Raw genomic sequence first — 19,175 nt, forward strand, 5'->3', positions numbered from 1 at the left:
GCAGGGACGAGCGGCACCTGCCAAAGCGGGACGGGTCGCGATCCCGGGCATCAGGCACATCCGACACCGGCGGGTGCTGGAGATATCCAGCGATTCCACCCTCGGATAGCGCCCATGGCCAAGTATGAAACGGATCGGAAGGAGAGTTTGATGCAGACCGAGACCGGCCGGCCCGTTCGAACGATGCTGCTTTGCCTCTGCGCGGCACTGATCGAGGGCTTCGATCTGCAAGCCGCGGGCGTGGTTGCGCCCGGCATACGGTCGGATCTCGGCATTTCGGCCGGCCAACTCGCGCTCTTCTTCAGCGCAGCCACCATCGGGCTGATTTTCGGTGCGTTGCTTGGCGGACGCATCGCCGACCGCTTCGGCCGGAAGGTCGGATTGCTTGTCTCGCTCATCCTCTTCGGCATCTGCTCGGTCGGCGCGGGCATGGCGCATGATTTTGCGACCCTTGCGCTGTTCCGCTTCCTCACGGGGATCGGCTTGGGGGGCGCCCTGCCCAATCTGATCGCGATCGCGGCCGAATCCGTCGCGCGCAACCGCGGCATGGCCGTGTCGGTCATGTTCGCGGGCATTCCCCTGGGCGGGGCGTTGGCGGGCCTGTTCACGTTGTTCGGAACCCACGCCCATGACGGCTGGCGCAACATCTTCATCGCGGGCGGGCTCGCGCCCCTGTTGCTCGTCCCGATGCTCGCATGGGCCCTGCCGCCCTTCTTCGTCCGCCCATCGCCGGAGCCCAGCGCGGAAAAGGATTCCGCCTGGCGCGCGGTCTTCGGGCCGGGCCAGCTCGCCGCCACCCTGCTGTTGTGGCTCGCCTTCTTTCTCTCCCTGCTGATCCTCTATCTTATCCTGAACTGGCTGCCCACGCTGCTCATCGCCCAAGGTTTCTCGCCCGCCCAGGCAGGGATGGTTCAGCTCGTCTTCAATCTCGTCGGATCGATCGCCAGCATCGTCGTCGGAAGATTCATGGACGGCCGGCATGCGTTGACGACGATCATGATCGCCTATGCCCTGTTGATCATCGCCTTGATCGGCTTGGCGCATCTGCCGCCGAATATCGCCCTGGCGCTGGGCGCCGGCGCCCTGCTCGGCTCGGGGCTCCTGGGGGCACAAGCGCTGCTCTACGGGCTGTCACCGCAATGTTACCCGATATGGGCCCGCGGTACCGGCGTCGGTGCGTCGGTGGCGGCGGGGCGGTTCGGGTCGGTCGCGGGTCCGATTTTCGCAGGGGTGATGATCGCCGCTGGAAGGCCGATTGCGGAATTGCTGATGCTTCTCGTGCCCCTGGCCTTCGCGGCAGGAGCGGCCGCATGGTTGCTCGCCTCTCTTCTACGCAGCCGCCGCGCTCATGAGGATCCGCGCGGCGAGATGTAGAAAAGGCCGGCCGGCGGGCCTTCACCCCCCGCCGCGGAGCCACCGGCATTTCCTGGCCCGCACAAGAGGGCCCGGCCCGGTAGATGTCGATCGGAGAAGGCGACCGTCAGGCGCGAGTCACCCCTCGATCCCGAGCAGCTTGCGCAATTCGGGGCGTGCGATCTTGAGCGACACCGTGCGCGGCAACGCGTCGACGAAATGGAACGCGACCGGCACCATATAGGCGACCATATGCTGACGGACGTGATTGGCGAGCGCCTCGGGGTCGGGTGCCTCGGTCCCGGGCACGAGTTCGATCGCCGCGACCGGTACCTGGCCGAGGCGCGCGTCGGGTTGCCCGACGACAGCCGCATCGCGGACGCCGGGAAAGCGCCGCAGCACCGCCGCCACGTCCTCGGGAAGAATCTTGAAGCCGCCCCGATTGATCGCGTCATCGGCCCGGCCGCGCAGGAACAGGAAGCCGTCGGCGTCGACCGCCGCGAGATCGGTGGTGCGGAACCATCCCTCGCCCCAGCGCTCGGAGGCGATTTCGAGCAGACCGGTCCCACCCGCCGGCAGTTCGGCGCCACCTTCAGGATCGACGATGCGCAACCGGACATCCTTGCGCGCGCGGCCGACGCTTCCGGCCTTGGACTCGCCGAACGCCTTATAGTCCTTGAGCGACCAGCCGGCGACGCCACCGATGAACTCCGCCGCGCCATAGTCGATCAGCACCGGTATGCCGAACCGCGCCTCGAATGCGTGCTGCGCGGCGGGATCGAGCGGTGCCGTGCTCGACCGCACCGCGATCAGGCTTCTAAGACGTTCAGGCGCGATGCCGGCCTCGAGGATCATCTGGATCATCGCGGGCACGAGGCTGGCGGTCTTGGGCTTGAATCGTTCGACCGCCGCCGCCCAGTCCTCGACCGCGAACTTCTCGAACAGGATGACGGGACGCGCCTGGTACAGCGCCATCAGCAGCGCGAACAGGCCGCCGGCATGGCCGAAGGGCTTGAACAGCATCGCGGGCGAGGTCTTGACGGTGAGGCTCGTATCGGCGGCATTCCCGCTCGACCCTTCCTCTGCGGAACGCAGCGACGGAATCAGCATATCCTCGCCGACCGCGATCCGTTTCGGCGCGCCGGTGGTGCCGCTCGTCAGCCGCTCCATGACGATGCCGGGCATGGCAGCGCGGAAAGGCCCTTTGCCGCGTTTGCCGAGCCCGTCGATCAGTCTCGCATGGATCGCCGCGACGCCGGAGGCGGCGATAGCAACCGTGCCCAACGCCGCCGCAGCCTCCAGGACCCGAGGATCCTGCCAATCGTCAGGATCGGCGATGACGGCCTGCAGCGCCTGCCGGCCCAACTCCTCGGCCTGGGCATCGCGCGACAGGCCGGGGCGAAGCGGAATGACCGGATGGCCATTGACGACCAGGGCGACGAAAGCGGCGACCATGGCCGGGCGATTGCGCGCCATCCAGCCCACCGGCGCGCCAGGTTCGACCCCGGCTTCGCGAAGCAGGGCCGCGATCCGCGTCGCGCCGGTCGCGAGGCTGGCCCAGGTCATGGTGCCACCCTGAAACTCGATGCAATTCGCCTGGGGATCGAGGGCGAGGACGCGCTTGAGACGGTTTCCGAGCCGCTCGGTCGACTGACCGGCGGAAGCTTGTGACGATGCGTTCATCCCCGGAGCGTGTCGCAGCGCGCCGGCGCGTACCACGTCGAATTTGGGCATTTTAAGGTCGCGCTCGCCCTGATCCGCTCCTCAATACGCGATATTTGACATAGGCGAGCTGCCCGGCGCCGCGCCATAAGGCCGTATGGCCGGCCCCGTCATCCTCTCGATGAATGCACTGCTCGCGACCCTGCGTCCGGGCATGCGCGTGTTCGTTCCCGGCTCCTCCGGCGAACCGCGCACCTTCCTGTCCGCCTTGGCCGGTGCCGGCACGGACATGGGCGGGATCGAACTCGTCACCAATTTCCTCCCCGGCATCAACCGTCTGGATCCGGCGCTGCATGCCGCCGGTATCCGCACGACGGCCTTTTTCGGACTCCCGGGGCTCGGCCCGGACGATCGGATCTTGCCGCTCAGCTATCGCGAGATCGACGACTATCTGCGCGCCAACCCGGTCGATCTGGCGGTCGTCCAGCTCTCGCCGCCCGACGCAGAAGGCAATTGCTCCTTTGGACCCTGTGTCGAATTCAGCCGTACGGCGCTGGCCACGGCGTGGCGAACGGTCGGCCTGATCAACCCCCGGCTCGCGCGGCACGGTGGCGGGCCTTTCGTCCCGTTCGCAGAACTCGACTCGGTCGTCCATGTCGACCAGGAACCACTGGCGGTTCCGGAGCCCGCCGGGGACGATGTGGCGCGGGCGATCGCCCGCCATGTCGCCGCGCTCATCGCCGACGGCACGACCTTGCAGCTCGGCATCGGCAAGATTCCGGGCCAGATTCTGCGTGCCCTTACCGATCACCGGAATTTGCGGATACGGTCGGGCATCGTGATGCCGAACCTGAGGCTGCTCGCGGAGAGCGGTGCCTTGGCCGACGCCGAGATTGTCGCCGCCTCGGCGGCGGGCGACGCCGATTTCTATCGCTGGGTGGCGACCAATCCCGCCATCCGGCTGACCGATGTCACCGAGACACATGATGTCGCGGCGATCGCGACGACGCCTGGCTTCACCGCGATCAACTCGGCGATCGAGGTCGATCTTCTCGGGCAATGCAATGCCGAAACCCTGGGCGGGCGCGTCGTCAGCGGCCCGGGCGGGCTTCCACAGTTCACGGCCGGTGCCCGCCAGGCGCCGAAGGGCTGCAGCATCGTGGCACTGCCGGCCACCGACAGTAGCGGATCGGTCTCCCGGATCGTGACCGCGATGGCACCGGGCGCGCCGGTATCAGTGCCCGCCCATGGGGTCGATTTCATCGTGACCGAATTCGGCGCCGCCGATCTGCGGCGCAAGCCCCGCGCGGCGCGCGCGCTGGAGATCGCCGGCATTGCCGCACCCGATTTCAGAGAGGCGCTGACACAGGCGGCACGCGACGCGGGCTAGGCCTCGTCTCCATCGTCGCTGTCCTGTCCGTTCCGATCGGCCAGGGGCAAGGGTCCGGGACTGTTCAGCGCGCAGCCGATGAAGAAGGCAGCCGCTTCGATCAAATGCTTGCGCGAGCGCCGGCGACGATAGGGCCGCCGGGTGATGACGGGAATACGTTCCATCATCATCAACATCACATGGCTGATCGACACTGCGTCGGTTTTGGGATGAACCGCGGCGATGCGCTCCTGGAGATAGGTGGTCAGTTTAAGCGTGGCATCGTGGCGGGCTTTCATGAACCGCCGGTCGCCCTCATCGGCCGCGAGATTGCGGGTCCGCAGCACCCAGAAATGCTTGTCCCAGAAGGCGCAATAGGCCTCCACGAGGTCCTTGGCGTTCTGATAGCTCGTCTCGGACGTCCATTCCCGGGCGAAGATCGCCTCCATCTCGTCCGAGGTGCGCTCAGTCTCGTTGACGGCGGCGAGTACCGCCTCGGTCACATCCGCGAAATAGGCATAAAAGGTGGTAGGCGCCGCGGCGGCCTCATGCGCGATCTCGGCGACGGTGAGGTCGCGCAAGGTGCGCCGTTCCAGCAATTGCTCGGTGGCCCGGATATACTGAGCCCGGGTCCGCATGCCCTTCGCGCCCATCTTCTGCCCATAGAGATTCTGGGCGGGTCGGGCACGTGTTACCTTGGCGGCGACGGGCTGGGTCAAAATGGAGTGCTACTCTATAATTGCGGAGGCGGTACCTTTGTCGGACCAACCCGCCGCGTCAAGCAGCAAAGAAACCGGTATCAGACCGGTCAGGCCGCTTCGAACAACGCCGCGATCCCCTGCCCTCCTCCGATGCACATCGTCTCGAGCGCACGCTTGCCGCCGCGACGGCGCAGTTCGTGCAACATCGAGGTCATGATCCGCGCGCCCGTCGCCCCAATGGGATGCCCGAGCGAAATGCCCGATCCGTTGACGTTGATCCGGCTATGGTCGTCAAAGTCCCAGCCCTTGAGCACCGCCAGCACCTGGACGGCGAAGGCTTCGTTGATCTCGACCAGGTCGATATCGTCCCAGCCGATACCCGTCCGGGCGAACAGGCGCTTGACCGCCGGGACAGGCCCGATCCCCATCCGCGCCGGATCACATCCCGCCGCTGCCCAGCCGACGACAAAGGCGAAGGGATCGAGGTCAAGCTCGGCCAGACGATCTTCGGCGACGACCAGACAGACCGACGCGGCATCGTTTTGCTGGCTTGAATTGCCCGCGGTGACAGTGCCGCCCTTCACGAGCGGCTTAAGCGCCGCGAGCGTCTCGACGGTCGTGTCGCCTCGTATTCCTTCGTCGCGGCGCATCTGCACCGGATCGCCCTTGCGTTGCGGCACCGGCACGGCAACGACCTCGTCGTCGAAGCGGCCGGCGTCCCATGCCGCGGCCGCGCGGCGCTGGCTTTCCGCGGCAAAGGCATCGGCCGCCTCACGCGTGATGGCATAGTCGGTGGCGAGATTCTCGGCGGTTTCGATCATGCCGGAAATCACGCCGAACCGTTCGACCGGCTGGGAGCGTTCGCGACCGCGATCGAGACGGTCATAGAATTGAACCGTGCCGGCGCGCGCGCCGCCGCGCATCGCCGTCGTATAATATTCGATATTGCTCATGCTCTCGACGCCGCCGGCGATCACGACATCGGCGGCGCCCGACTGCACCATCATCGCTGCGTTGACGATCGCCTGGAGTCCGCCGCCGCAACGGCGGTCGACCTGGCAACCCGGCACCTCGATCGGCAACCCCGCGGCAAGGCCGGCCCAACGCCCGATACACGGCGCCTCGCTATTGGCGTAGCTCTGCGCGAGCACCACGTCGTCGATCCGCGCGGGATCGATACCGCTCCGCTCGACGAGCGCTCGAATAACATGCTCCGCGAGACGCTCGGCGGGGAGCGGCGCGAGACTCCCCAGGAAGCGGCCGATGGGCGTGCGAAGCGGGGCAACGATGGCAGCGCGGCGCATGGTTCTTCCTTCAGACCGGATCGTAGGAGAAGACCGACTGGCTGACGCCGAGGTCGGTGAAAGCGGGGGCCAGCGCGGGCACCGCCTGATCGAGGATCGACCGCGGCGTCCAGCCTTCGACCCGCGTGAGCGACCGGATCGGACGCGGCTGGCTGAACAGGACGATTTCGTTGCCACGCGCGGCGAATATCTGGCCCGACACGGCGGACGCCGCCGGCGCGGCGAGCGCAACGGCCAGCTGGGCGACCTGATCGGCCCTCATGCCCGCCCGCATCCTTTCGACGCGCTGCGCTGATGCCTCGTCCTTGACGGGGATGCTCGCCACCATGCGGGTAAAGGCGAAGGGCGCGATCAGATTGGACCGGATATTCTTCGTCGCCCCCTCGATCGCGACGATGCGCGACAGCCCGGCGACGCCCATCTTGGCGGCCGCGTAATTGGCCTGGCCGAGATTGCCGATCAGGCCGGACGTCGAGCCGAAATGGACATAGCCGCCTTCCTGCTGGTCGCGGAAATGCTCCACCGTCGCGCGCGTTATATTATAGGCGCCGCGCAAGTGGACATCGAGGACCGCGTCCCAATCCTGGTCGGCCATCTTGTGGAACATGCCGTCGCGCAGGATGCCCGCCGGGTTGATGATGGCATGGAGGCCGCCAAAGGCGTCGAGCGCCTGCGCGACCATCGCCCGAACATCGGTCATCGACGCCACGTTGCCGAAATTGGCGACCGCGTTGCCGCCGCCCCCCCGGATCTCGTCGACGACGATCGCGGCGGCGGCGTTCGATCCCTGGTCATTGCCCTTGAGATCGCTTCCCAGATCGTTGACGATCACGCTCGCGCCTTCACGCGCGGCCAGGAGCGCGCACTCCTTGCCGATCCCGTTGCCGGCACCGGTCACAATCACGGTCTTGCCGTCAAGCACGCCCATCCGCGTTCTCCTTATCTACCGTTGAATTGCGGTTGCCGCTTCTCGGCGAATGCCAGGACGCCCTCGGCATAGTCCTCGCTATAGCCGAGCCGCTGCTGCTGATCGCGCTCAAGGTCGAGCTGCTGCTCCAGCGTCAGGTCGAACGCACCGCGCATCGAACGTTTGATCGCCGCCAGCGAAAGTCCCGGCAGCGACGCCAGGCGATCGACGACGCGCGCCACCTCGATCTCGAAGGCCGCCGCCGGCACGGCCTTCCAGATCATTCCCCAATCGGCAGCGGTCGCGGCGGTGATCGGCTCACCCAGCATCGCGAACCCCAGGGCGCGCGGCAATCCAGCGAGGCGCGGCAGCAGCCAGGTGCCCCCCGCATCAGGGGCCAGCCCGATATTCACGAATGCCTGGAGGAATTTCACGTCGTCGCGCGCAATCGTCATGTCGCAGGCGAAGGCGAGGTTCGCCCCCGCGCCCGCCGCCACGCCGTTGACCGCACAGACGATCGGCTTTGGCATGCGGGTCATGCGCCGGATCAATGGCCCCCAGCGCTTCTCCAGACCAACCGCCAGGTCGAACGGCGGATCGCCCGGTGCCCGCTTCCGCTCGCTGAGATCCTGCCCCGCGCAGAAGCCGCGCCCTGCCCCCGTCAGCAGGATAACGCGAACCTCGGGATCATCGCGCGCGTCATCAAGGGCCTGGGCCAATTCCTCGTGCATCGGGATGGTGAAGGAATTGAGGCTGTCGGGTCGATTGAGCGTGATGCGGCAGACCTTTTCCCGCTGCTCGACCAGGATGGTTTCATATCCCATCGCCCGACCTCAATAATTGCTGTCCGGCTGATCCTCGATCGCGTAACCGCGCGCCGGGATCAACGCCGAACGTTCAAAGGTACAGACGATCGTGCCGTCCTGGTTCCGCCCGGTGGTACGAACCGTGACGATCCCCTGGCCGGGGCGCGATTTGGATTCGCGGATCGAAAGCACTTCGCTCTCGGCATAGAGCGTGTCGCCGGCGAACACCGGCGCGGTGAACTTGACGTCGGTCATGCCGAGATTGGCGATCGTCTTCTGCGACACATCGCTCACGCTCATCCCGATCAACAGCGAAAGCGTGTAGGGACTGACCACCAGATTGCGCTTGAACTCGGTGCGCTTGGCATATTCAGCGTCGAAGTGAAGCGGATGCTGGTTGAGCGTCAGCAGCGTGAAGAGATGATTGTCATATTCGGTGACGGTCTTGCCGGGCCGATGCTCATAGACATCGCCGACCTTGAAATCCTCGAGATGGCGACCGAACGTCTCGCGATAGCGGTTGGGCCCTACTTGCTTGATGCTCTTGACCATGACCGCCTCAATAGGACCGGGGCAGATCGAGCGCGTTCTGCGCCAGGAATGCCAGGATCAGGTTCGTCGAGATCGGGGCAACCTGATAGAGCCGCGTTTCCCGATATTTACGCTCGATATCGAATTCCTCGGCGAAGCCGAAGCCGCCATGCGTCTGGATACAGGCCTCGCCAGCTGCCCAGGCGGCCTCCGATGCCAGCATCTTGGCGATATTGGCTTCCTCGCCGGCGCTGAGCCCCTGATCGAACCGGTCGGCGGCGCGCTCGACCATCAGCGAGGCGGCACGATATTGCGCATAAGCGCGGGCGATCGGGAACTGGACCCCCTGATTGGCGCCGATCGGGCGGCCGAACACATGACGGTCGCGGGCATAGCCCGACGCCTTCTCGATGAACCAGCGCGCATCGCCCAGGCATTCGGCCGCGATCAGCGTGCGCTCGGCGTTCATGCCGTCAAGGATATAGCGGAAGCCCTTGCCTTCCTCGCCGACCAGATTGGCGGCCGGGATGCGCACATTGTCGAAGAACAACTCGGTGGTCGCGTGATTCATCATCGTGCGGATCGGCCGGATCGTCAAACCAGCCTTCTTCGCCTCGCGCATGTCGACGAGGAAGACCGAGAGCCCTTCCCCCTTCTTCTTCACCTCCGCCGCCGCCGTGGTGCGCGCCAACAGCACCATGAAATCGCTATGCTCGGCGCGGCTGATCCAGATTTTCTGTCCGTTGATGACATAGTCGTCGCCATCGCGCACCGCGGTCGTGCGCAGCGCGAGGGTCTCGGATCCCGAGGTGGGCTCGGTGACGCCGAAAGCCTGGAGCCGGATCGCGCCGGAGGCAACATCGGGCAGCAACGCCCGCTTCTGCGCTTCGGAGCCATGCTTGAGCACGGTACCCATGACATACATCTGGGCATGGATAGCCCCGGCATTGCAGCCGCTGTGATGGACTTCCTCGAGAATCGCGCAGGCCGCGCGCAAGGGCAGGCCCGCCCCGCCATATTCTTCGGGAATGAGCGCGCCCAGGAACCCCGATCGGGTCATCGCGTCGACAAACGCGGTGGGATAGGCGCGCGCCTGATCGAGCTCACGCCAATATTCGCCGGGAAAATCGGCGCAGAGCGCGCGGACCGAACCGCGGATCGCCTCCAGATCGTCTTCGTTCATCACGCCCCTCAATCCCTCACAATGCGGATGGCATGTCGAGCAACCGCTCGCGCTGCCGGCGCAGGTCACCGCCAAGCTGGTCGAGCAGATGCGCGCGCTTGAGATAATGGTGTGCGTCGGCCTCCGACGTAAAGCCGATTGCACCATGTACCTGGATATTGGACGCGCCATTCTTGAGCGCCGCATCGGTCGCGACGATCTTGGCCGACGTCGCCATGAACGCGCTGTCCTCGCGGCCCAGGGCAAATGCGAGCGAGGCGAATGCGGTCAGGCTCCAGGCGGCCTCGGTGCGAATCGCCATCTCCGCACAGCGATGCTTGACCGCCTGGAAGCTGCCGATCGGTTTGCCGAACTGTTCGCGGACCTTGGCATAGTCGACCGCCATGTCGCGGGCGCCTTCGGCGGTGCCGGCGGCGAGGGCCGCGATCAAGAGCCGCGCACGATCGTGGATCGCGTCATCCGCAGCACTGAGATAGGCAAGCGGTTGCGCACCGGATAAAGTCCCGCGCTCGAGCGAGACCAGGGCGTCGGTCGACCGGACCGGCTCGATGGTGAAGTCGTCGCGCCGAAACAGGGCGGCCCCGTCCTCGTCCCACGCGACGATCAGTTCGGCCCCTTTCGCCTCGATCAGGTGGAACACGCCGGTGCCGGCCCGGAGATCTGCCGGTCCACGCTGGTTCGCGAGACCCGCCCGCATCGTCCCGGCAAGCAGTTCCGGCGCCGCGAGCAACCCCGCCGCGCTGGCGACCCGCGCGGCGAGGGTCAGCGCGAGGATCGCGGGCGAGATCAGATGCCGCCCATATTCGCGAAAGGCGAGGACCTCCTCCGCCGAGCTGAGGCCGGCCCCGCCCTGGGCCTCGGCAATGCCCAGCCCCAGAAAGCCAAGCTCACCCAGCCGCGGCCAGAGCGCGGCGTCGGGATTGCCCACTTCGCCATGGGCGCGCAGCCGATCGACCGGCGCCTCGCCGACGAGAAACTCCTTCACGGCATCGACGATGGCCGTCTGCTCGTCATTGGGTAGCAAATCCATCGCCGTCAGCCCCGCGGTAGGCCGAGCACTCGCTCGCCAATGATGTTGCGCTGCACTTCCGCGGTGCCTGCCGCGATCGTGATCGAATAGGAACGCAGGTAATAGAAGACCCGGTCGTCATCCTCCGGATTTTCGAGCGCATCGGGACCGATGATGTCGAGCGCGAGGCGGCGCGCGCGCTGCTGCACCTCGCCCACCATCGCGCGCATCAGCGACGCCTCCGATCCCTGGATACCAGCCTGGGCGCGCGACACGACCATATAGGTCATCGCCCGCGCAGCGGCCATGTCAGCGCGCAACTGCGCCAGGCGCGAACCGATCTCATCTTTCGACAAGGGCGAATTGCCCCCGAACCTGGCCCGCGCCTCCTCGATCATGCGCTCGACCAGCACCGCATAGCGGATCTGATCCTTGATCTGGGCGGTGCCGCGCTCGAAACCGAGCGTCGACATCGCGACCTTCCAGCCGTCATTGAGATCGCCGACCACGTTGGACAGCGGGATGCGGACGTCGTCGTAAAAGACCTGGACGAAATGCTGGTGATGCGGTGCGGTCATGATGTTGATCGGCCGCAGATCCATGCCGGGGGTGGTCATGTCGCAAATGACCCAGCTGATCCCCTTGTGCTTCGGCGCATCCGGATCGGTGCGGACAAGCAACTCCTGGAAGTCGGCGAGATGGCCATGGCTGGTCCATATCTTCGACCCGTTGACGACGAGGTGATCGCCGTCGATCTCCGCTTTGGTGCGCAGGCTCCCGAGATCCGATCCCGCATTGGGCTCCGAGAATCCCTGGCACCAGACCGTTTCGCCCTTGAGCAGACGTGGCAGATGATATGCCTTTTGCTCCTCGCTACCCTTAGCGATCAAGGTCGGCCCGGCGTGATTGAGCCCGACAAAGCAGAGATGATTGTCGGGCGCCTCGGCGCGGGCATATTCCTCGAACCAGATGAGCTGCCGGGTCAGCGAAAGACCAAGGCCGCCATATTCGACCGGCCAGGACACACCGGCCCAGCCACCCTCATATTGCTTGCGCTGCCAGGCAAGGTCATATTCCCGCAGCTCCCGGCCTTCGTGCGGACGCGGTTCGCGCGTCACATTGGCCATTAGCCAGGCCCGGGCATCTTCGCGAAATTGCCGATCCTCGGCTGTGAAATCGAGATCCATCGCCCCGTTCTTTTATTGCGGCGAAATCGCCTGATGGGATGATCTAGACAGCGGGGGACCGGCCGAACAAAGTCGCTTTCACGAGGCTTTTAGCCCCAGTCCTCCAGAATGACGCGGGTGCGGTTGGCGACACCCGCGGGTCGCGGCGTTCCCTTACGCTACGGCAATGCGGCGGAACGGGGCGACGGAACGGGTACGCCGCCGCTAGAGATAGGGAAGCGGCGCGAGCTTGAAGTTCTGCCACGCTTCGGGATCGTGCGAATAGAAAATCTCGGCATCGCGGGCGCGCGCCAGATCGCGCAGGCGGCCAAGCGAATCATAGGCCTGGCGCGGGTTCACGTGCGAGCTCGAGATCGCCATATGGTCCAGGCTGCGCTTGGCGTAACAGGCATCGCCGCTGAACAGCATCGGCCGCCGACCGGCAAGCTCGACCAGCAGGCTGTAATGGCCCGGCGTATGGCCTGGCGTCTCGATCAGATGGATTCCCTTGGCAATTTCCTGGTCGCCCAGCAGCAGCTCAAAACTGTCCGTGAATATCTCGTCGGCGGCATCGTCATAGCTAGGCGCACCGACATCAGCCAGAACCGGCGGGTGGAATGCGTCGGGGAGGAAGCTCATGTCGGTATAGCCGCGCGCTTCGAAGGGCTCGGGATCGAGCGCCGCTTCGAGCTCCAGCTTGTGGCAGATCGTCTTGGCGCAGGTGCAGTGCTTGTTCCCGCCGCAATGGTCGAGATGGTAGTGCGAGTTGATCACATAGTTGATGTCGCTCGGCTTCAATCCCAGCAGATCGAGCTGGCCGGGCACCGTCTGCCGCGCGGTCTGGCCGGTGCGGCCGGGCGACAGATTGTCGAACGTCTCTTTGTCGAAGCCGGTATCGAACAGATAAAGCCCGTCGGCATGGTCGATGAGCGCGCCGTAGACGGGGAAGCGGATCGTCCCGCTCGGCCCCAGATTCCAGAACATCTGGAAACCGTCGAGCGTGAGCGTGCCGAAATCGAGCAGATAGACCTTTGTTTCCTTCATCAATCCCTCTCCCGCCCTGCCTTCTTCGTGGCTCAGGCCTTCTCCAGAATATGGATCGCGCACGCGGTGCCGAGACCGACGACGTGCGTCATGCCGATCCGCGCGCCCGCGACCTGACGGGCGCCGGCTTCCCCGCGCAGATGCGTCGCGACCTCGTAGATATTGGCGATGCCGGTGGCCCCGAGTGGATGCCCCTTGGACAGGAGGCCGCCCGAGACATTGACCGGAATCCGGCCGCCCAGCGCCGTCTCGCCTGCGTCGATCAGCCGACCGCCCTCACCATCGCGGCACAATCCGAGATTCTCGTAATGGACGAGTTCGGCGGTGGCGAAGCAGTCATGAAGCTCGATCAGGTCGATATCGTCGGGACCAAGGCCGGCCATGTCATAGGCCTGGCGCGCCGCGAGCCGGGTCGCGCTGTTGACGTCGGGCATCGCCAGATTGCGTTCGCTATAGGGATCGCTGGTCAACGCCGAGGCACGTACCTTGACCGCGCGGTCCATCAGTCCGAGCTCGCGTGCCTTCCTTTCCGACACGAGGATCGCCGCGGCCGATCCATCGACATTGGCCGAACACATCAACTTGGTGTTGGGATAAGCGATCATCTCCGCTTCCATCACCATCTCGAGCGGCGTCTCCTTGCGGTACATCGCCTTCGGATTGAGCGTCGAATGATGGTGGTTCTTGACCGAGATCTTCGCGAACTGCTCGAAAGTCGTGCCGTATTGGCGCATGTGCTCCATGCCGACATGCGAGAACACCGCGGGCATGGTGCCCGACCCGATCAGCCCCTCCGGGGGCACCGGTTCGAATCCCGCCGGACGCCGCACCAGCATGCCGCGCGGCATCTTCTCGACGCCGACGCACAGGACCAGGTCGTGGATGCCGGCCTTGATCGCCGCCCAGCCCTCGCGAAACGCCGTCGCACCGGTCGCACAGGCATTGGTGCAGTTGACCACGGGGATGCCCGTCTGCCCGATCAGCGCGAGAATCTTCTGACCGGTCATGCCCTCGCCGAGATTGCCGCAGTAAAGCGCCTGCATGTCGCTGATCGCGAGGCCGCAATCATCGAGCGCGAGCAGCGCCGCTTCGGCGCCGATCTCCGGCACGCCGAGGTCGTCGAACCGCCCGAAGCGGATCATGTCGGTCCCGACGATATAGACATTGTCGGCCATCACGCTTCTCCCTCACTGGCCGGCACGAAGAAATGGGCGACGAACCCTTCGCCCTGCTCGCCGATCGCCTCTTCCGCCCCGCGAAAGATGACCCGTACCGGCAGGCCGAACGGGATCCTGGCCGGATCGGGATCGATGCCGACCAGATTGCCCTTGATCGTGCCGCCCTCGTCGAGATCGACGATGGCAGCGACGAACGGCACCTTGATGTGCGGGTAGCTGCGATAGACGACGGTGTAATTGTAGAGCTTGCCGGTTGCGCCCAGCCTGATCGATTCGAGCCCGTCGCGCGCGAAACAACGACCGCAGCTCGTTCGGGCGCCGGTATAGACCGTGCCGCAGGCGGCACAGCGGCTGCCTTCCAGCCAGGCCGACCCGTCGTCGCCAATATGCGTATAGAGAGTCGCGCCCTGCCGGCCGCGCGCGTCGATGCTGTCCATAACCGAATAGGTGTCCATTTTCATGCAATTCCGCAATGGCGTTCGCTAGGGCGCGATGACGCCCGGTCCAAGGCGCGCGTTCGAGGCGATTTGGGGCTCAGCGCCCTAGATGGCCCACGGGCTCAGCCGAGTTCGCTGCGGCCATTCTTGATGACGGTGACGCCGCGCGCCGGAACATCGGCCTCGAAGGACACGACATTGTCGTCACGCCACAACCGCACCTCGATCGTCTCGCCCGGCAGGACCGGCGACGAGAAGCGGACCGCGTGACGGCGGATCAGGGCCGGATCATTGCCCGCGACGGCCAATACCGCGCGGCAGGTGATGCCGTAGGTGCACAAGCCATGGAGGATCGGGCGCGCGAATCCGGCCCGCGCCGCCACCGCCGGATCGGCGTGCAGCGGATTCCGGTCGCCCGACAACCTGTAGAGGAGCGCCTGCTCGGGACGCGTCTCGAACGCGAGCACCCGGTCGGGCGCGCGGTCAGGCATGGCGTGCGGCGGCGTGGCGGGACCTGAGGGTCCGCCGAACCCGCCATCGGCACGGGCGAAGGCGGTACGATGGATCGTGGCAAGCGGCGCGCCATCGGCCGTGTCCCGCAACACGGTCTCGCGGACGATGAGGGCCCCCTTCCCCTCGCCCTTGTCATAGGCCGCGATCACGCCGCTGTCGGCGGTGACGGTGCCGTGCGCCGGGATCGGGCGGTGGAAGACGATATCTTCTTCGCCATGGAGCATCCTGGTATAATCGACGCCGAGCTGGTCTGCCTTGATCCCGGCGCCCCAGCTGATCACCGCGGCGAAGGTCGGCACCACCAGGGGGGTCGGCTGTTCGAAAACATAAGCGAGATCGGCCGGGTCGGTCGGATCCTGGCCCATGCCGATGCCGACCGCGTAGAGCATCGCTTCCCGGTCGGTCCAGGCAAAGCGCCGTCCGTCGTCACGAAGATCCAGCATGCCCGGGTAGTTGATCGCCATCATGTCACCTTTTTTCATCGTCTTGTCGCATGCCTGCGTGCGACAAGCTGCAGCGACGCGTCCAATGCGAATATCGGCGATCTCGGGGCGCTGCCGCCTGACCGGCGGCATTCAGGCGGCGCTCCCCTGAAACACGCGGCCGGCATAGTCGCGTCGAAACCGTTCGATAGGGCATCAGGGCATCATGACCAATCTTCCACGCTATGAGCTTCGCATTGGCGGCGAATGGGTGCCGCCCGTCAACAGGACCTATCTTCCGTGCGACAACCCGTTCACGCGCGAGAATTGGTGTGAGATCGCGCAGGGCGGTCCCGAGGACGTCGATCGCGCCGTCGCCGCGGCCCGCGCCGCCCGCAAGGCCTGGAGCGGGACGGCAGCGGTCGAGCGCGGGCGGACGCTCGCGCGTTTTGCCGATCTGATCGAGGCGAACGGCCCGCGGCTGGCGGAAATCGAAGTCCGCGACAACGGCAAACTTTTTGCCGAGATGTCCGGCCAGGTCCGCAACGTGGCGGCCTGGTTCCGCTATTTCGCCGGGATCGCCGACAAGGTGGAAGGTGCCGTCATTCCCTCGGCGATGCCCGGCAAACTGACCTATACCAGGTACGAGCCGCTCGGTGTGGTCGGCTTGATCACCCCCTGGAATTCGCCGCTCCTGCTGCTCGCCAACAAGCTCGCGCCCGCGCTCGCGGCGGGCAACACGGCGGTGATCAAACCTTCCGAATTCACGTCTGCCGCGACGCTCGAACTGGTCGCCTTGATGGACGAGGCGGGTTTTCCGGCAGGAACCGCCAATGTGGTGACCGGCCTGGGGCTCGAGGCCGGCAAACCGCTGGTCGATCATCCCGACGTGGCCAAGATCGCCTTCACCGGATCGGAGATGGGCGGGCAGCACATCTACGAAGCCGCGGCGCGCGGCATCAAGCTCGTCTCGCTCGAACTCGGCGGCAAGTCGCCCAATATCGTGTTCGACGATGCCGATCTGGAAGCCGCCGCGATGGGCGCCGTCACCGGTATCTTTTCCGCCGCGGGGCAGAGCTGCACGGCGGGCTCGCGCCTGTTGTTGCATCGCTCGATCCATGACCGGTTCGTCGAGCGGTTGGTCGAGGTCGCGTCGCAGGCACGGCTGGGCGACCCGATGGATGCGGCCACGCATATCGGTCCGATCGCCACCGAACCGCAATTCGCCAAGATCCTCTCCTATATCGAGGTCGCGCGCAGCGAAGGCGCCACCTGCGTGCTGGGCGGCGAAGCTCATACCGCGGGCGCCTGCGCCAAGGGCCGTTTCATCCCGCCGACGATCTTCACCAATGTGCACAACGAGATGCGGATCGCACGCGAGGAAGTGTTCGGTCCGGTCCTGTCGATCATCCCGTTCGACACGGAGGAAGAAGCGCTGGCGATCGCCAACGACACGCCATACGGGCTCGCCGCGGCGGTCTGGACCGCCGATCTTGGTCGGGCATTGCGGATGAGCGAGCAGATCGAGGCGGGCAAGGTCTGGATCAACAGCTATCGCTACGGCAGCTACGCGATGCCGTTCGGCGGCTACAAAAGATCGGGCATCGGGCGCGAGGGTGGAATCGACGCGATCTACGAATATCTCCACGTCAAGACCGTGTCGATCGACACGGGATCGCCCCGCGCCAACCCGTTCGTGATGCCGGGGGTCTTGTCGCCGAAAATCACATAATCAACGCACCATCTGTTTTTCTTGCAATGAACCCAGACTGGGCTCATAGTGATTCTCGTCCACGGCACCGGGGCAGGTATCCTCGATAACGGCCGGGACGGGAGAGGCTGATGGCCACGGCATTCGATCAGATCAGGGAGTCGGTTGCGGCCCCTTCGGTAAATCCGGCACTCGAGATCGAGATGCTGCTCTACTTTGCCGCCGTAGCCGAGGAACTGTCATTTACGCGAGCCGCCCGACGACTCGGAATCGATCAGTCCTGGCTCAGCCACAAGATTCGCCAGATCGAGGCCCGGCTGGGCGTCGCGCTCTTCTTCCGCAGCACGCGACATGTCGAACTCACCCCGGCCGGGCGCGAATTGCTGGGGCCGGTACGCCGGCTCGCCGCCGTCGCCGCCGAGAGCCGCCAGGCAGCCGAGATGATCCGCGACGGCATCAGCGGAACGCTGCGGATCGGCGCGCTTCCCTACAGCTTCAGCGATCCCCAGCGCGTCCGCTTCGTGACCGATTTCGTGGCGCGCAATCCCAAGACGCGACTGACGATCGTCAATGGCCCGTCGCCGGCACTGATCGAAAAACTGCATGCGGGCGAGATCGACCTTGCCTTCGTTTCCGCGCCCTTTGACGCAACGGGCCTGGATGCCATCCATCTACGTCGCGAGCATCATGTCGTTCTGGTCCCGGCCGACGACGTCCTTGCCGAGAAGGAAAGCCTGGCGTTCGAGGATCTGGCCGGGCGGCGACTGGTCGTCCCGTCGGAGCGGCACAATCCCGAGGCGTTCGCACGTTACTATCGCCCGTTCCTTGCCGCCGGCGCGGTCGCCGTCCAGCCGCCCGAGTTCGAGACCGCCGCCTCCTATGCTCTGCGCTGGCGGCTCGCGGCGGTCTGCAGCGCATCGGCGGCAAGCGCGATCGCGGGCAACGGGTTCGTGGCACGGCCCATTGCCGCCGCGCACAGCTTCGCATGCGATAAATATCTCGTTCGCATCGAATCCCACCCTGGCTCGGCCCGCGACAGTTTCTGGGACTATGTCGAGTCCTACCTGACGCCGCCGATCGGGAAAGGCGCGAGCCGTCCTCACTGAGGACGGCTGGCTACCCCAGTCCGAAACGCTCCCGCGCCGTCTCCATCGCCGCCGTCCGCTCGGGATCGGCGCTCGCGGCCGCAACCGCGACGGCTTCCGCCTCGAGCTGCTCGGCCAGGCTGTGCCGCGCCGAGTCCCGCAGCAATCGCTTGGTCTCGCGAAGCGCGGCGCCGGGCACGGTCGCGAGACGCTCGGCCAGCGCCCAGGCTTGCGCCGCGAGCTGACCGGCCTCGACGATCTCCTGCACCAGCCCCCATGCCAGCGCTTTCTCCGCATCGAGCGGCGCACTCGAGGCGGTCCACGCAAAGACGCGCGCCGCGCCGACGATTCGGGGCAGGAACCAGCTGGTCCCGAGATCGGGCGGAAGACCGATCGATGCCCAGGCGGGCACAAAGCGCGCATCCGGCGACGCCAGCCGGATATCCGCCGCCAGCGCCAGCGCCATCCCCCCACCGGCCGCCGCGCCATTGAGCGCGGCGACGACCGGCTTGTCGAGCGCCGCCAGCGCCAGGAGCATGGGGTGGAAGGCGTGCCGCAGATCATGCACCTGGTGCTGCTGGTCTGGCCGATCGCGCAGGTCGGCGCCGGCACAGAAGTTGCGGCCATTGGCGGTCAGGACGACCGCACGCACCCCCGGATTGGCGGCGTCTCGCCACGCCAGCGACAGGGCTCGCAACATCGCGGGGTTAAGCGCGTTCGACGCGGCGGGACGATTAAGCGCCACGCCCAGAACCGGACCGCGACGCTCGATGAGGATGGGGTCGCCCTCCATC

18 protein-coding genes are annotated in these 19,175 nt (G+C 65.9%); 4 read left to right on the plus strand and 14 right to left on the minus strand.

Features of this window, described 5'->3' with window-relative positions; genetic code table 11:
• Positions 1-150: 150 nt before the first annotated feature.
• Positions 151-1,374, plus strand: coding sequence for an MFS transporter (locus tag P0Y59_11165; protein ID WEK02206.1), 1,224 nt, complete (start codon positions 151-153; stop codon positions 1,372-1,374).
• 117 nt (positions 1,375-1,491) lie between these two features.
• Here the strand turns inward: P0Y59_11165 and P0Y59_11170 are convergent, their stop codons facing one another.
• Complete coding sequence (locus P0Y59_11170; protein WEK02207.1) at positions 1,492-3,087, minus strand: long-chain fatty acid--CoA ligase; 1,596 nt, start codon at positions 3,085-3,087, stop codon at positions 1,492-1,494.
• Between the two features lie 85 nt (positions 3,088-3,172).
• Between P0Y59_11170 and P0Y59_11175 the strand changes: the two genes are divergently transcribed.
• Entirely contained in the window at positions 3,173-4,405 is a 1,233-nt protein-coding gene (locus tag P0Y59_11175) for an acetyl-CoA hydrolase/transferase C-terminal domain-containing protein (GenBank protein WEK02208.1), read from the plus strand.
• Here P0Y59_11175 and P0Y59_11180 read toward each other — a convergent pair.
• From P0Y59_11180 to P0Y59_11235, 12 genes are all read right to left on the minus strand, one after another.
• Positions 4,402-5,103 (minus strand): TetR family transcriptional regulator, encoded by a 702-nt coding sequence (locus P0Y59_11180; GenBank protein ID WEK02209.1) that lies wholly within the window; start codon positions 5,101-5,103, stop codon positions 4,402-4,404. The two genes, P0Y59_11175 and P0Y59_11180, sit on opposite strands and share 4 nt — an antisense overlap.
• Positions 5,104-5,192: 89 nt before the next feature.
• Positions 5,193-6,389, minus strand: coding sequence for an acetyl-CoA C-acetyltransferase (locus tag P0Y59_11185; GenBank protein WEK02210.1), 1,197 nt, complete (start codon positions 6,387-6,389; stop codon positions 5,193-5,195).
• A 10-nt stretch (positions 6,390-6,399) separates the two neighbouring features.
• Entirely contained in the window at positions 6,400-7,317 is a 918-nt protein-coding gene (locus P0Y59_11190) for an SDR family oxidoreductase (GenBank protein WEK02211.1), read from the minus strand.
• A gap of 11 nt (positions 7,318-7,328) precedes the next feature.
• Positions 7,329-8,120 carry a 2-(1,2-epoxy-1,2-dihydrophenyl)acetyl-CoA isomerase PaaG gene (gene paaG, locus P0Y59_11195; GenBank protein ID WEK02212.1) on the minus strand — a complete coding sequence of 264 codons (792 nt, stop codon included), beginning with the start codon at positions 8,118-8,120 and terminating at the stop codon, positions 7,329-7,331.
• Positions 8,121-8,129: 9 nt separating this feature from the next.
• Entirely contained in the window at positions 8,130-8,654 is a 525-nt protein-coding gene (locus P0Y59_11200; protein WEK02213.1) for a MaoC family dehydratase, read from the minus strand.
• Between the two features lie 7 nt (positions 8,655-8,661).
• Positions 8,662-9,816: an acyl-CoA/acyl-ACP dehydrogenase gene (locus P0Y59_11205; GenBank protein WEK02214.1), complete on the minus strand. Its 1,155-nt coding sequence runs from the start codon at positions 9,814-9,816 to the stop codon at positions 8,662-8,664.
• Between the two features lie 16 nt (positions 9,817-9,832).
• A complete protein-coding gene (locus tag P0Y59_11210; GenBank protein WEK02215.1) occupies positions 9,833-10,846 on the minus strand; it encodes an acyl-CoA dehydrogenase family protein in 1,014 nt (337 codons plus the stop codon).
• A 5-nt stretch (positions 10,847-10,851) separates the two neighbouring features.
• Entirely contained in the window at positions 10,852-12,012 is a 1,161-nt protein-coding gene (locus P0Y59_11215) for an acyl-CoA dehydrogenase family protein (GenBank protein ID WEK02216.1), read from the minus strand.
• A 204-nt stretch (positions 12,013-12,216) separates the two neighbouring features.
• Entirely contained in the window at positions 12,217-13,035 is an 819-nt protein-coding gene (locus P0Y59_11220; GenBank protein ID WEK02217.1) for an N-acyl homoserine lactonase family protein, read from the minus strand.
• Positions 13,036-13,067: 32 nt separating this feature from the next.
• Complete coding sequence (locus P0Y59_11225; GenBank protein ID WEK02218.1) at positions 13,068-14,210, minus strand: thiolase family protein; 1,143 nt, start codon at positions 14,208-14,210, stop codon at positions 13,068-13,070.
• Positions 14,210-14,674 carry an OB-fold domain-containing protein gene (locus P0Y59_11230; GenBank protein WEK02219.1) on the minus strand — a complete coding sequence of 155 codons (465 nt, stop codon included), beginning with the start codon at positions 14,672-14,674 and terminating at the stop codon, positions 14,210-14,212. Before P0Y59_11230 ends, P0Y59_11225 begins: the two co-directional genes overlap by 1 nt.
• Positions 14,675-14,772: 98 nt before the next feature.
• Positions 14,773-15,627, minus strand: coding sequence for a MaoC/PaaZ C-terminal domain-containing protein (locus P0Y59_11235; GenBank protein ID WEK02220.1), 855 nt, complete (start codon positions 15,625-15,627; stop codon positions 14,773-14,775).
• Positions 15,628-15,811: 184 nt separating this feature from the next.
• Between P0Y59_11235 and P0Y59_11240 the strand changes: the two genes are divergently transcribed.
• Both P0Y59_11240 and P0Y59_11245 read left to right on the plus strand, forming a co-directional pair.
• The gene (locus tag P0Y59_11240; protein WEK02221.1) at positions 15,812-17,317 is read left to right on the plus strand and encodes an aldehyde dehydrogenase; all 1,506 of its coding nucleotides are present in this window, start codon (positions 15,812-15,814) and stop codon (positions 17,315-17,317) included.
• A 110-nt stretch (positions 17,318-17,427) separates the two neighbouring features.
• The gene (locus P0Y59_11245; protein WEK02222.1) at positions 17,428-18,402 is read left to right on the plus strand and encodes a LysR family transcriptional regulator; all 975 of its coding nucleotides are present in this window, start codon (positions 17,428-17,430) and stop codon (positions 18,400-18,402) included.
• A gap of 10 nt (positions 18,403-18,412) precedes the next feature.
• Here the strand turns inward: P0Y59_11245 and P0Y59_11250 are convergent, their stop codons facing one another.
• Entirely contained in the window at positions 18,413-19,174 is a 762-nt protein-coding gene (locus P0Y59_11250; GenBank protein ID WEK02223.1) for an enoyl-CoA hydratase-related protein, read from the minus strand.
• Position 19,175: the final 1 nt, after the last annotated feature.

Origin of the sequence: Candidatus Sphingomonas phytovorans (assembly GCA_029202385.1) — a bacterium.
GTDB classification, from domain to species: domain Bacteria; phylum Pseudomonadota; class Alphaproteobacteria; order Sphingomonadales; family Sphingomonadaceae; genus Sphingomonas; species Sphingomonas phytovorans.